Source organism: Mycobacterium sp. 29Ha, assembly GCF_032883055.1.
GTDB classification, from domain to species: domain Bacteria; phylum Actinomycetota; class Actinomycetes; order Mycobacteriales; family Mycobacteriaceae; genus Mycobacterium; species Mycobacterium gallinarum.
The window spans coordinates 343156-355438 of sequence record NZ_JAMQTI010000002.1; the positions used below are offsets into that span (position 1 = coordinate 343156).

Annotated in this window: 12 protein-coding genes; 5 read left to right on the plus strand and 7 right to left on the minus strand. The window is 65.7% G+C overall.

Features of this window, described 5'->3' with window-relative positions; translation table 11 throughout:
- Positions 1-20 precede the first annotated feature (20 nt).
- The gene (locus M1248_RS04255) at positions 21-650 is read right to left on the minus strand and encodes a TetR/AcrR family transcriptional regulator (protein WP_163725568.1); all 630 of its coding nucleotides are present in this window, start codon (positions 648-650) and stop codon (positions 21-23) included.
- 118 nt (positions 651-768) lie between these two features.
- Here M1248_RS04255 and M1248_RS04260 point away from each other — a divergent pair, with 118 nt between their 5' ends.
- On the plus strand, positions 769-2250 hold the full coding sequence (locus tag M1248_RS04260) for a cytochrome P450 (RefSeq protein ID WP_163725565.1): 1482 nt from the start codon (positions 769-771) through the stop codon (positions 2248-2250).
- Between the two features lie 2 nt (positions 2251-2252).
- On the plus strand, positions 2253-2633 hold the full coding sequence (locus M1248_RS04265) for a hypothetical protein (RefSeq protein ID WP_317147626.1): 381 nt from the start codon (positions 2253-2255) through the stop codon (positions 2631-2633).
- 21 nt (positions 2634-2654) lie between these two features.
- Here the strand turns inward: M1248_RS04265 and M1248_RS04270 are convergent, their stop codons facing one another.
- The gene (locus tag M1248_RS04270; RefSeq protein WP_174261998.1) at positions 2655-3158 is read right to left on the minus strand and encodes a homocitrate synthase; all 504 of its coding nucleotides are present in this window, start codon (positions 3156-3158) and stop codon (positions 2655-2657) included.
- Positions 3159-3396: 238 nt separating this feature from the next.
- On the opposite strand from M1248_RS04270, the gene M1248_RS04275 reads away from it, so the two are divergent.
- On the plus strand, positions 3397-4161 hold the full coding sequence (locus tag M1248_RS04275; protein ID WP_317147627.1) for a sulfite exporter TauE/SafE family protein: 765 nt from the start codon (positions 3397-3399) through the stop codon (positions 4159-4161).
- Here M1248_RS04275 and M1248_RS04280 read toward each other — a convergent pair.
- The 5 genes from M1248_RS04280 to M1248_RS04300 form a co-directional block, all read right to left on the minus strand.
- Positions 4158-5225: a phosphotransferase family protein gene (locus tag M1248_RS04280; RefSeq protein ID WP_317147628.1), complete on the minus strand. Its 1068-nt coding sequence runs from the start codon at positions 5223-5225 to the stop codon at positions 4158-4160. The genes M1248_RS04275 and M1248_RS04280 overlap by 4 nt on opposite strands.
- A gap of 12 nt (positions 5226-5237) precedes the next feature.
- Complete coding sequence (locus tag M1248_RS04285) at positions 5238-6065, minus strand: class I SAM-dependent methyltransferase (protein ID WP_317147629.1); 828 nt, start codon at positions 6063-6065, stop codon at positions 5238-5240.
- Positions 6066-6252: 187 nt separating this feature from the next.
- A complete protein-coding gene (locus tag M1248_RS04290; RefSeq protein ID WP_317147630.1) occupies positions 6253-7614 on the minus strand; it encodes a neutral zinc metallopeptidase in 1362 nt (453 codons plus the stop codon).
- 48 nt (positions 7615-7662) lie between these two features.
- On the minus strand, positions 7663-9399 hold the full coding sequence (gene poxB, locus M1248_RS04295; protein WP_163725547.1) for a ubiquinone-dependent pyruvate dehydrogenase: 1737 nt from the start codon (positions 9397-9399) through the stop codon (positions 7663-7665).
- Between the two features lie 71 nt (positions 9400-9470).
- On the minus strand, positions 9471-10238 hold the full coding sequence (locus tag M1248_RS04300) for an SDR family NAD(P)-dependent oxidoreductase (protein WP_163725544.1): 768 nt from the start codon (positions 10236-10238) through the stop codon (positions 9471-9473).
- A 98-nt stretch (positions 10239-10336) separates the two neighbouring features.
- On the opposite strand from M1248_RS04300, the gene M1248_RS04305 reads away from it, so the two are divergent.
- Together M1248_RS04305 and M1248_RS04310 are read left to right on the plus strand one after the other, a co-directional pair.
- Positions 10337-11869, plus strand: coding sequence for a molybdopterin-dependent oxidoreductase (locus M1248_RS04305; RefSeq protein ID WP_163725540.1), 1533 nt, complete (start codon positions 10337-10339; stop codon positions 11867-11869).
- 41 nt (positions 11870-11910) lie between these two features.
- Entirely contained in the window at positions 11911-12279 is a 369-nt protein-coding gene (locus tag M1248_RS04310) for a glutamyl-tRNA amidotransferase (protein ID WP_232076061.1), read from the plus strand.
- The last annotated feature ends 4 nt before the right edge of the window (positions 12280-12283 follow it).

Below are 12283 nucleotides of genomic sequence, written 5' to 3' on the forward strand. Positions count from 1 at the left end.
GGCCGTGACCTTACCGGTGCCTAGTCGGGCTGACCGCTGCCCCAGAACGCGGACACCCACAGCCGCTCAACGATCTCGACGGCGCGGGCGACATCCTCACCGCGGCCCACGAATGCGGTGTCATGCGTCAACGTAAAGGACGTCACTGCAGCCAGCGTCCGCACGAGAGCGGGCAGGTCATCGGAGATCGGTCGCGCATCGGGGTCATTCTCGAGCAGGGTGATCAACTTGGCCACGACGCTGTCGTAGAAGTCGTCCATGATCTCGCGGATCTCCGCGTCGGTGTTGCGGGCGACTGCGCATGCCGACATCACCGGATCGTCGTTCGCGTACACGGTGACTGCGCTACCGACCATCCGCTTCGCAAAGTCCGCGGGCGCCTCGCCGGGCTCACGCGGCGCGAAATGGTGAGTCAGGTCGTCGAGCAGCTCGGCCGCGTCCTTGACGATGGTCGCCAGCACCGCGTACTTCGAATCGAAGTAGAAGTAGAAACCCGACCTGGCGACGCCGGCGCGTTCGCTGATGGTGCTGACCGACAGATCGGCGAACGACCGTTCTTGCAGAAGCTCACGAACCGCGGTCACGATCGCGTCGCGCTGCCGATCACCCCTGCTGCGACGGACCTCGGACGATGCGGACTCGGCAGTCATGGGTTTAGACCTTCGCACCACGACACGTCGGATCCAAACTTGACATGCGTCAAGTCTGCCATTCAGGATGGAGATAGGAGTGACAACGGCCACAGTCATTTGGCGTGAGGGAGCGTAGATGCCCACCATCAGCACCAAGGATTACCTGCTCGACAAGGCGAAGCGGCGGTTGACTCCGTCGATCACCAACTTCCCGGGGCTGGGCATGGTCGAGAAGCAGCTGCTCAAGACCGACTTTCCACAGAAGGAGATGACGTCGCCGCCCCCGGGAAGCGGCCTCAAATCGGTGGCGGGCGATGCCGGCCTGCCGATCGTCGGCCACATGATCGAGATGTTCCGCGGCGGCCCCGACTATCTGCTGCACATCTACCGCAAATACGGCCCTCTCTACTACGCCGACTCGCCCGTCCTGCCCGCCGTCACGGCGCTCGGCCCCGATGCCGCGCAGGCCATCTACTCCAACCGAAACAAGGACTTCAATCAGCAGGGCTGGGTCCCGGTGATCGGTCCCTTCTTCCACCGCGGCCTGATGCTTCTCGACTTCGAGGAGCACATGTTCCACCGGCGGATCATGCAGGAGGCGTTCGTCCGGAGCCGGTTGGTCGGCTACCAGGAGCAGGTCGACAAGGTGGTCTCACAGGTCATCGCGAATGACTGGGTGACCAACGACTCGCGTTTCCTGATGTATCCGGCGATGAAGGAGCTCACGCTCGACATCGCCTCGATGGTGTTCATGGGTCACGAGCCAGGCACCGACCACGAACTCGTCACCAAGGTCAACAACGCGTTCACCACGACCACCCGTGCCGGCAACGCGATCATCCGCACCGGTGTGCCGCCGTTCACCTGGTGGCGCGGCCTGCAGGCACGCAAGCTTCTCGAGGACTACTTCCAGGAGCGGGTCCGGGAACGTCGCGGCAAGGACGGATCGGATCTGCTGACCGTGCTGTGTCAGACCGAGGACGAGGACGGCAACAAGTTCTCCGACGACGACATCGTCAACCACATGATCTTCCTGATGATGGCCGCGCACGACACGTCGACATCGACGGCCACCACGATGATCTACCACTTGGCGAAACACCCTGAGTGGCAAGACCGTTGCCGCGACGAGTCCGACCGTCTCGGCGACGGACCGCTCGACATCGACTCACTCGAGAAGCTGGAATCCCTCGACCTGGTGATGAACGAGTCCATCCGCCTGGTGACCCCGGTGCAGTGGGCGATGCGTCAAACGGTGCGCGACACCGAACTGCTGGGCTACTACCTGCCCAAGGGCACGAACGTCATCGCCTATCCGGGGATGAACCACCGGCTCGAGGAGTTCTACCCCGAGCCGATGAAGTTCGACCCGCTGCGCTTCACCGAACCCCGCAACGAGCACAAGTCGCACCGGTACGCGTTCAGCCCATTCGGCGGCGGCGCGCACAAGTGCATCGGCATGACGTTCGGCCAGTTCGAGGTGAAGACGATCCTGCACCGGCTGCTGCGCAAGTACCGGCTGGAGCTCCCGCACAAGGGCTACACGACCGAATGGGATTACGGCGGCATGCCGGTGCCCAAGGACGGTATGCACATCGTGCTGCGTCCGCTGCACTGACCATGGCGGACAACCCTTTGGTCGATCGCACGGTCGCCGCGTTGGCGGCTGGACGCATTGTGGCGGGGATGCTGGCGTGGATCAGTCCCCGAGTCACCGCGCGGGCGTTCGGGATGGAGGCCGACGGCGGCCAATCGCACTACGCCTGGCGGCTATTCGGCATCCGCGACATCGTCATCGGCGTCGGCACGCTGCTGTCGTCAGGTGCGCAGCGGCGGGCCTTCGTGACCGCCGGTCTCGCATGCGACATGGGCGATGGTGCCGCCGGCGCCGTCGCCATGTCGCGCGGCAACTTCACGCGATCGACGGCGGGTGCACCGGTCACCGTCCCTGTGCTCGCGGTCGCCCTCGGCGCGTGGGCGCTGCGCGGACTCCAGCGCTAGGGGATCGCCGCGAGCGGCGAATCAGGCGGAGGCCAGGAGCCGGTTTGCGCATGCGATCATGGCCCGCAACGCCGACTGCGTCGGGTCGTCGGCAAGGCCCATCGCCCACTCGGAGTGCCCACCGTCGGAACCGCAGATGAACGTCGCGGTGTTGTCGCCGGCCGGCAGTTGGTGGAAGGCCGTCATCTCGACAGCGATGCCACGCTCGTACAGCATCTCCGTCAGCGCGGCAAGTGGTCCGGACGCCTTCGCCGACGACGTGCTGATGCGGTCGCCGACGGCCAGCGTGGCCTGATAGTTGCGCGCCTGGGGACCCAAGCGCGTCGCGGGACGCTCACCGTCGGTGCAGGACCACTGGCCCAGCCGCAGCGGTCCCGTGCTGGGTGCGTACTGATCGAGGAACGTTTCGAACGACATTGCATCGGCCTCCTGGCGAAGACCGCGGGGCAGAGGTCCGTCCACGTGAGTGGCGAACGGGGCTGCGCCCGGTAAGGGCCCTGTGTTGATTGCGGGTTCGGATGACATGTGCCGGTCTTCTCAGTTCAGAGGAAGTGACCGACGAGGTAGCGACGACCCACAGCGAGGGGTCGGTCAGGATCAGACCCCGCTGCGGGTTGCTACTACGAGTCGCCTCGGCACGTTGGCGACTCTAGACGCCCCCGAAGGCAGGTGCAAACACATTTCAGGCGGCAAGGCGGGTCGGGCGCGAATCCCCGCCCCAGCGGGCAGCTCGGAACGGTCCGAGAAGTAACGTGAGCCCGCAATGACGTGGTGGGATGCGGCCTTTCTCGCCGCAGCAGGAGTGCTCGGCGGCCTCACCGGCAGCATCGCGGGTTTGGCCTCGGTCGCCACGTATCCCGCACTGTTGCTCGTGGGTCTGCCACCGGTGACGGCCAACGTGACCAACACGGTGGCCGTGGTGTTCAACGGCATCGGGTCGGTGTGGGGCTCGCGTCCTGAACTCGAGGGGCAGGGACCGTGGCTCAAACGCATCGCCCCGGTTGCGGCGCTGGGCGGACTAATCGGCGCCGTTCTGCTGTTGTCGCTCCCAGCCGAAGGTTTCGAGAAGGTGGTTCCCCTTCTCCTCGCATTCGCCTCGGTCGCCATCCTCATCCCGGCCCGGCAGCGCAAGGATGCGACGGTGGCAAGTCATCGAAGACACACGGTGACGTTGGTACTCGAATCAGCTGCGATCTTCGTAATTTGTATCTATGGCGGCTATTTCGGTGCGGCCGCGGGTGTTCTCCTGCTCGCGATACTGCTCCGGGCGGGCGGGGCGACGCTCGCGCACGCCAATGCGGGCAAGAACGTCATCCTCGGCATCGCCAACGTCGTCGCGGCGGTCATCTTCGTCTTCGTCGCAGCGGTGCAGTGGTCGGCGGTCGTTCCACTCGGGCTGGGCTGCCTCGTGGGATCACGGCTGGGTCCCGTCGTCGTGCGTCACGCACCTGCCAAGCCGATACGGCTGGCGATCGGTGCGGCGGGACTGGCGCTGGCCGTCAAACTCGGGTTCGACGCCTTCGGCTAGTTCAGGTCAAACGGGTTGTCGCCCTTGACGACCCGGGTACCGATATCGATCAGGTTCTGGGCATTGGCATGCAGTGCCTCGCCTGCGTCGCGACTCGCCTTGCCCATCAGGTAGCGCGACCAGGTGCCCTCGATGACCACGCCGAGCTTGAAACACGCCATCGCCATGTACCAATCGAGTCTCGGCGTCTCACGTCCGCCGGCGTTCCAATAGGCCTCGAGAAGTTCGCGCCGGGTGGCCAGCCCCCCGAGTGCGCCAAGAGCACCGCCCGCGGTGATCGTGCTGGTGTCCAGCGGCCAGGTGATCAGCATCCAGCCGAGATCGAGCAGCGGGTCACCGACGGTGCACATCTCCCAGTCCACGAACGCTGCCAGCTCCGGTTTGTCGCGCCGCAGCAGGACGTTGCTCATATGCGGGTCGCCGTGCATGATTCCCGGCTCGCTCTCCGGCGGGACGTTGGCAAGAAGCCAGTCGGCAAGGTCGGTGACTGCAAGCGATTCGGGCTCGTAGCGCTCGTGTCGATAGCTTTCCAACAGCCGCGAAAACTGCGGAACCTGGCGCTCCACAAAGGACCCCGGACGTTTCAGCTCGGCGAGCGGCTTACCCTCCCAGGCGGCATTCCCCAGCCGTGCCAAGCTCGCCGCGTAGGAGAGGCCGACGTCGTGTCGGAACGACTGGTCGCGGACGTACGCCTCGGCCACCTCGCTGCCGGGGTTGAAGCCGTCGATCTCCTCCATCAGGTAGAAGACGACCCCGAGCACGTCGAGGTCTTCGCAGCCGGCGATGAACGACGGATGGGGGACGTCGGTACCGGCGAGCGTGCGCAGCGCCGCGATCTCGCGCAGCATCGTCTTGTCGCTCGTGGGCCGAGGATGAAGGGGCGGGCGGCGCAGCACCATGGGGCGTCCGTCGATGTGCACCCGCACCACGATGTTCTGCGTGCCGCCGGTGAGCGGCTGCACATCGCTCACCGTCGAGCCGAGGCCCTGCTGTTGCGCCCAGCGCTGCAGCGCAGCCTGGTCGTCGTCGCTCAGTGTCGGCAGCTGCTGCGCGTCATCGGGCATGAAGACATGTTGTCAGGTCTTACGCGCCGTCAGCAGCAGGTACTCCCATTCCATCGTCGACGAGCCGGTCAAAACGCTGTCGCCGACATCCGCGATCGCCGCGTCGAGTTCGGCGACGCGAGCCGCATCGCCCTCGATGTTGCGGTACACCGCGATGGTCGGCCCGTAGAGATTCTTGAAGTAGTCGCGGAACTCGGCACCGTCGGCGAATGTGTCGACCGTCAGCATCCGTCGCTCCATGACGACATCGGTCACCGCGTCGCCCAGCAGCGCGCGGACGTGGTCCTCATCTCCCCACAGCGGTGGCGGTTGAGCACCGGTCGGTGGGGGTGGAGCATAGGGCTTCATCGTGGCCCACAGCTGCCCGATATGGCCTTCAGGTGTCCAACTGATCAGCCCGATCCGGCCACCGGGCTTGCACACGCGGACCAGCTCCCGCGCGGCGAGCTGATGAAACGGCGCGAACATCACGCCGATACACGACATCACCACATCGAATTCGTCGTCCCCGAAAGGCAATTCATGGGCGTTGGCCTCACGCCATTCCAGCTCGACGCCTCGCTGGGCGGCCTGTCGACTGCCGTGCTCCAACAGATCCGGGACCAGGTCGCTGGCCACAACCGTCGCGCCCGTTTCGGCGGCCGGTATTGACGCGTTCCCCGTACCGGCGGCCACGTCCAATACTCGATCCCCCGGGCCGATGCCGGTAGCTTCCACCAAAACGGGGCCGAGCGGAGCGACGAGTTCGACGGCAAGTTTGGGATAGTCGCCGGACGCCCACATCGCGCGATGTTTGGCAGCGACCTGTTGTACGTCGAGGGTAGCTGTGGGATCTGTCATGACGCGGTCCTCCTTGTCGAGTAAAACATCGACCCGGTGCCGAAATTGACGATCTGGTAACAGATCTGACCGACGCCGGTTCGATACTGCACCACTAACTCAACGCCCTGAGGAGCGCGAATATCCGCTAATGGACAAGAATGTTGCGCGTTTGTCCGCTGTAGGGCGGATTCTGTGAAGCTGTTCGCTATGCCTGATAGGTCAGGCACGATTCGGCGCCGTCGATCACGCCCTTACGGAACGCCTCCACCCTGGCCCAGCCAGCACCCTGGCGTTCGACATCACCGTCACCCCGAAACACCAGCAGCGCCTTGATGCCTTCGTCGAGGTCACCGGGTGAGATGCGGTACGTACTGGTCTCGGGACGGTTGTAGAGGATCACGCTCGCCGTATAGCCACCTGCCAGACAGTCCCCGCGCAACGTCGACGTCTTCTCGTCGGACTCGTCGCCGAGCCTGGTCAACGCCGCCAGACCCCACTGGGTGGCGAGCAGCGTGACCACCGCATAGTCGCCGCCCTGCCGATAGACCTCCGGCATCGCATCGACGTTGTCCCAGCCGACGTAATCCTCTGGTACGCAATAGAACAGCGCGTATCCCTCGGCCGACTGGTCGCCGCACATCGGCGGGTTGGCGGGGTCGAACGGCTCGATGCCCGCCAGCGGACGCCACTGCTGACCGTTGGCGATCTCCGGATAAAGCTGCGTGAAGTAATCCTCGATGTCGTACGGCACCCCGTTGACGATCGAGTCGTACGGAGAGTCGCCGCCGCGCGACGCGTCCTCTTCGTCGTTGAACGGCAGTGCGAGCACCATCGGTTCGTCGTCGCGGTAGTCCTTGCACCTGTCCAGCCCGTTGTCGTAGCCGTCCTGGAAAGCGCTGACCCGATCGAACCCGCTGCCGTGCGCGTTGGGATCGATCTTCGACGTGCCAGGTGTGTCTCGCAGGTCGAGAACACCGGCAAGGGCGCTGTCCAGATCGGCGGCGTTGACCTCGAACACCTTGTCTTCCTGCGCGTGTCGTGACCAAGCACCCGCGAAGCAGTCGGCCTGCAACTCCTGTGTGACGGTGCGGCCCGTGAAGTTCGACCGCGTCTGAACCGCATGACCCCATTCGTGTGCCATCACGACCGCGATGGTGAAAGGCCCGAACTTGTCCTGCAATTCAGGGAGCAGCTGTTGGGCGTCCCACGCCACGACGTCCTCGGTCGAGCAGTAGAAGGCGTTGCCCGCAACCTCCTCGGGTGACGTCGTACAAGGCGGAGCGGGGCTGTCCGCGGTGACGGCGTAGTAGCCGCCGGAGATCTGCTCGAACTCCTTGTCGTAGAGCTTCGGGAACTGCTCGGCCCAGTACTGCTCCAGATCCGCGATTGCCTGCATGGCGATCTTGTTCGCCGGAGCCGAGGCGTCACCTTCGATCTTGACGTTACTGATGTCGGGCGCACCCTCCGCGACCTTCTGAGTCTGCGACGGCGGCGCCGAATTGCCGCCTCCGCCGCAGCCGGCCACGAGCAAGACGACAGCCGCCAACGCGGCCACACCAATGCGCATGGGCAAACATTAGCGGTCAAGATCAATATTTGGGCGGCAAGCGGGTGTTCAGTCGAGAATACGTCGCGCCACATTGGTCGTCGCCAAGTCGAGCAACTCGTCGGCCCGCCCGGCGAGAATCGTCCGGATCGCGTAAAGCGAGAAGCCTTTTGCCTGCTCAACTGTGATCGCAGGTGGAATAGACAGCTCCTGCCGCGCAGTCACCACATCGATGATGGCGGGTCCGTCGAATTCAAATGCCTCGACCAAGGCCGCCTCCAGATCGGACGGCTCTTCGACGCGCCTGCCGAAGATTCCCATCGCCTGAGCAATGGCGGCAAAGTCAGGGTTCACCAGATCGGTTCCGAAGTTGACGATGCCCGCGGCCTTCATCTCCAGTTCGACGAAATTCAACGACGAGTTGTTGAACACGATCACCTTGACCGGCAGCCGATTCTGGATCAGCGTGAGCAACTCACCGAACATCATCGCCAGCCCGCCGTCGCCGGCCAACGCCACGACTTGCCGGTCGCGGTAAGCGGTTTGTGCACCGATTGCCAGTGGCAGCGCGCACGCCATGGTGCCGTGGTTGAACGAGCCGATGAGCCGGCGACGGCCGTTCATCGTGAGGTAACGAGCAGCCCACACCACCGGCGACCCCACGTCGGCGGTGAACACGACGTCGTCGGCTGCCAGCCGATTGGCAAGTCCGGCAACGTATTCAGGTCGAATGGGGGTGCGATCGCGATCGTTGACCGCAAGGTCGTCCATCCGCTTACGGGTCTTGGCGTAATGGCGCAGCGAACGGTCCAGGTGCTCGCGCTGAGTCTTCTGTCTGAGCATCGGTTGCAACGCGGCGAGGGTGTCTTTGACCGACCCCACCAGCCCAAGCTCGATCGGGGTGCGACGGCCGAGGTTGCGGCCGCGGATGTCGACCTGGACGACCTTCGCGTTGTCGGGATAGAACTGCTGATACGGGAAGTCGGTGCCCAGCATCAGCAGCGCGTCGCATTCCTTGATCGCCTTGTAGCCCGACGCGAAGCCGAGCAGTCCCGTCATGCCGACGTCGTACGGGTTGTCGTATTCGATGAACTCCTTGCCGCGCAGCGCATGCACGATCGGCGCGTTCAGCGTCGCCGCCGCGGCGATCAGGGCGTCGTGTGAACCGGCCACGCCGGCGCCGCCCAGAATCGTCACCGCCTCGGCGTCGTTGAGGATGGTGGCCGCCCGCTGCAGCGTCTCGTCGTCGGGGCGCACCACCGACCGTGTCGCAACGACCGGCCGTGCATTCCACTCGGAGGAGTCAGCGCGCTGCAGGAAGATCTCACCCGGGACGACGACGACGGCGACCCCGTTCTCCTCGACGGCCGCGCGCATCGCCATCTCGAGGATGCGCGGCGCCATCTCGGGGGTGCTCACGAGTTCGCAGTAGACGCTGCACTCGCGGAACAGCTCCTGCGGGTGCGTCTCCTGGAAGTATTCCGATCCGATTTCGGTGCGTGGGATGTGCGCAGCGATCGCGAGCACGGGAACGCGGCTGCGGTGCGCGTCGAACAAACCGTTGATCAGATGCAGGTTGCCGGGGCCGCAGCTGCCCGCGCACACGGCCAGGCCGCCGGTGAGCGCAGCGTCCGCCGCGGCCGCGAATCCCGCGGTCTCCTCGTGCCGCACGTGCTCCCAACTGATCTCGCCTGAGCGGCGGATCGCGTCGGTGAAGCCGTTGAGGCTGTCGCCGGGCAGGCCGTAGACGCGGCGTACGCCGCTGATCCGCAGGGCCTCGATGACGTGATCAGCAACAGTCGCCACCCACGCCACACTATGCGATTTCGGCGCGCCAACAGTCGCTCAGTGGCTGTGGGCGCGCCGAAATCGCCGTCCTACTTGGGGGCGAAACGCTGTCCAGCGTCCAGGCGCAGGCACTGCCCGTTGAGCATCGGGTTCTCGACGATCGCGGCCACCAGCTTCGCGTACTCCTCGGGCCGGCCAAGCCGCTTCGGGAACGCCGCATCCTTGGTGAGCGCCTTGGCGAATTCGTCGGGAATGCCCTCGGTGAGGCCGGTGGCGAACAGGCTCGGGGCGATCGCGAGGGCACGGATGCCTAGGCTGCCCATGTCGCGAGCCATGGTGAGGCACATTCCGGCGATAGCGGCCTTGGACGCGGTGTAGGCGACCTGGCCGATCTGGCCCTCGAAGGCGGCGATCGAGGCGGTGTTGATGATGACGCCGCGCTCCTCCTGCTCATCGTCGACGAGGTCCTGCTTGCTCATCTGCCAGCCGGCCAGCCGGCTGATGTTGAAGGTGCCGATGAGGTTCAGGTCGACACACTTGCGGAAGGACTCGAGGCTGTGCGGCCCGTCCTTCTTCACGGTGCGTTCGGCGGCGCCACCGCCGGCGGTCGTGACGATGATGTGCAGGCCGCCCAACTGGTCGATGGCCTGCTGCAGGACCTTCTCGGTGCCCTCGAAGTCGGTGACGTCGACCTCATAGAAGGTGCCGCCGATCTCGTCAGCGACTTCCTTGCCCTTCGATTGCGGGCGGTCCAGCACTGCCACGCTCGCGCCGCGCTTGGCCAGCAATTCAGCGGTGGCCTTACCGAAGCCTGAAGCCCCGCCGACGATGATGGCCTTCTTGCCCGAGATCTCCATTTAGTTCCCTTTCCAAAATGAGGTCAGACTGTAAAGCAACTTAGCTGACGTCACTTTTCGTTAAGGCTTTCGGGTCGGTGCGTGGGTAGCTTGGCCTCATGACGGAGCGCGGCGCCAAGGCGATGGCGGGGGTGGCGGCGGCGGCGGTCGCCCTCGGCCTGACCCAACTGCTCGTCGTGTTCTTCGGGCCTGGAGCCGACGCACGCAATGCCGTCGGATCGGCCGTCATCGATCTCACGCCGGGCCCGGTCAAGGAATGGGCCATCCAGACGTTCGGCACGGCCGACAAACTGTTCCTGTCGATCGCGGTGGTCGCCGTCATCGCGGCGATCGCGGCGGTGACGGCGCAGTACGAGACGCGCCGCGTACCCGTAGGCAGCGCCGCGATCGTCGCCGCCGGGGCCGCGGGTTGTGCGGCCGTGCTGTCGCGTGCGGGCGCGGGCTGGGCCGACGTCGTCCCGACGATCATCGGCACCCTCTGCGGTGTCGCCGTGCTTCGGCTGCTGACGTCGGGCCGGTTCGTCGACGAACCGGAAGGCGATCCCGCGACGGACTCCCCCGATCGCGGCCGACGGCTGTCACTCGTCACACTCGGATTCCTCGGTGCGGGAGCGCTCACCGGGGTCGGGGGTGCGGTGTTGTCGCGGCTGACGACGTCGGTCGCGGGCGACCGCAACGCCTTCGCACTGCCCAAGATCGACCTCGCCGCACCGGCGGTCCCGCCGACAGTCCAACCGGAAGGTGTCGCGCTGCCCTCCTTCGTCACCGCCAACGAGGACTTCTACCGGATCGATACCGCGCTGTCGGTGCCGCAGCTGAGTCGGGCCGACTGGCAGTTGAGGATCCATGGCATGGTCGACCGCGAAATCACCTACCGCTTCGAGGATCTCGAACGGTTCGAGGTCGTCGAGAAGCTGGTGACGCTGACGTGCGTGTCCAACCCCGTCGGAGGCGATCTCATCGGGAACGCGGCATGGACCGGCTATCGATTGCGGGACCTGTTGGCGGAGGCCGGTATTCACTCCGACGCGGACATGGTGCTGTCGATGTCGATCGACGGGTTCACCGCGGGCAGCCCCGTGGAAGCGCTTACCGACGACCGCGATTCGCTGCTTGCCGTCGGCATGAACGGTCAACCGCTGCCCACCGAACACGGCTATCCCGCGCGCCTCGTCGTACCCGGCCTCTACGGCTATGTGTCGGCCACCAAGTGGGTCGTCGACCTCGAAGTCACCCGGTTCGATCGCGCACAGGGGTACTGGACGCCGCTGGGCTGGTCCGCGCGCGGACCGATCAAAACGCAGTCACGCATCGACGTGCCGCGCAGCGGCCAGGACGTGGCACAGGGGGCGGTGAGGTTCGGCGGCGTCGCGTGGGCTCAGGACCGCGGTGTGCGCGCCGTCGAGGTGCGCATCGATGAGGGCGACTGGAATCAGGCCGAGCTCGGCGCGAGCTACGCCGACGACACATGGCGGCTGTGGAGCTTTCCGTGGCAGGCCACAGCGCCGGGCATGCACACGATCTCCGTGCGCGCCACCGACAACACCGGTGCTGTCCAGACGGCCGACCTGGCCGACCCGATTCCCGACGGCGCCACCGGCTGGCACACCGTCTCCTTCGCAGTCAAATAATGAGCTGCGGTCGCGGCCTCGGCCGCCTAGTTTGGCGTGCCGTGACCGCTGCACAGCTTTGGAGAGAAACCCTGCGCGATGCGCTACTCGCCGCCCGCAAAGAGCGCGACGCCCCCCGGGTGTCCGCGCTGCGCTCGGCCCTGAGTGCCATCGACAACGCCGAAACCCCCGACGCGGTGGACATCGACGCGCCGGGGAGTGAGGCCATCGCCGGCGGGGTGGTGGGGCTCGGTGCTGCCGAGGTGGCGCGCCGGGAGTTGTCCGACGACGAGATTCGCGACCTGGTGCGGGCCGAGGTCGACGAGCGGCTGGCCGCGGCCGAGCAGGTGAGCAGCGGAGGGCACACCGAACGCGCCGCCAGCCTCCGCGCGGAAGCCGCGGTGCTCACCGGCCTACTCGGAGATGTCTGACACC

Bases quoted from the DNA above. Each gene is read 5' to 3' on its own strand.
- M1248_RS04255 (WP_163725568.1), bottom strand. From the start codon at position 650: ATGACTGCCGAGTCCGCATCGTCCGAGGTCCGTCGCAGCAGGGGTGAT.
- M1248_RS04260 (WP_163725565.1), top strand. From the start codon at position 769: ATGCCCACCATCAGCACCAAGGATTACCTGCTCGACAAGGCGAAGCGG.
- M1248_RS04265 (WP_317147626.1), top strand. From the start codon at position 2,253: ATGGCGGACAACCCTTTGGTCGATCGCACGGTCGCCGCGTTGGCGGCT.
- M1248_RS04270 (WP_174261998.1), bottom strand. From the start codon at position 3,158: ATGTCATCCGAACCCGCAATCAACACAGGGCCCTTACCGGGCGCAGCC.
- M1248_RS04275 (WP_317147627.1), top strand. From the start codon at position 3,397: ATGACGTGGTGGGATGCGGCCTTTCTCGCCGCAGCAGGAGTGCTCGGC.
- M1248_RS04280 (WP_317147628.1), bottom strand. From the start codon at position 5,225: ATGCCCGATGACGCGCAGCAGCTGCCGACACTGAGCGACGACGACCAG.
- M1248_RS04285 (WP_317147629.1), bottom strand. From the start codon at position 6,065: ATGACAGATCCCACAGCTACCCTCGACGTACAACAGGTCGCTGCCAAA.
- M1248_RS04290 (WP_317147630.1), bottom strand. From the start codon at position 7,614: ATGCGCATTGGTGTGGCCGCGTTGGCGGCTGTCGTCTTGCTCGTGGCC.
- M1248_RS04300 (WP_163725544.1), bottom strand. From the start codon at position 10,238: ATGGAGATCTCGGGCAAGAAGGCCATCATCGTCGGCGGGGCTTCAGGC.
- M1248_RS04305 (WP_163725540.1), top strand. From the start codon at position 10,337: ATGACGGAGCGCGGCGCCAAGGCGATGGCGGGGGTGGCGGCGGCGGCG.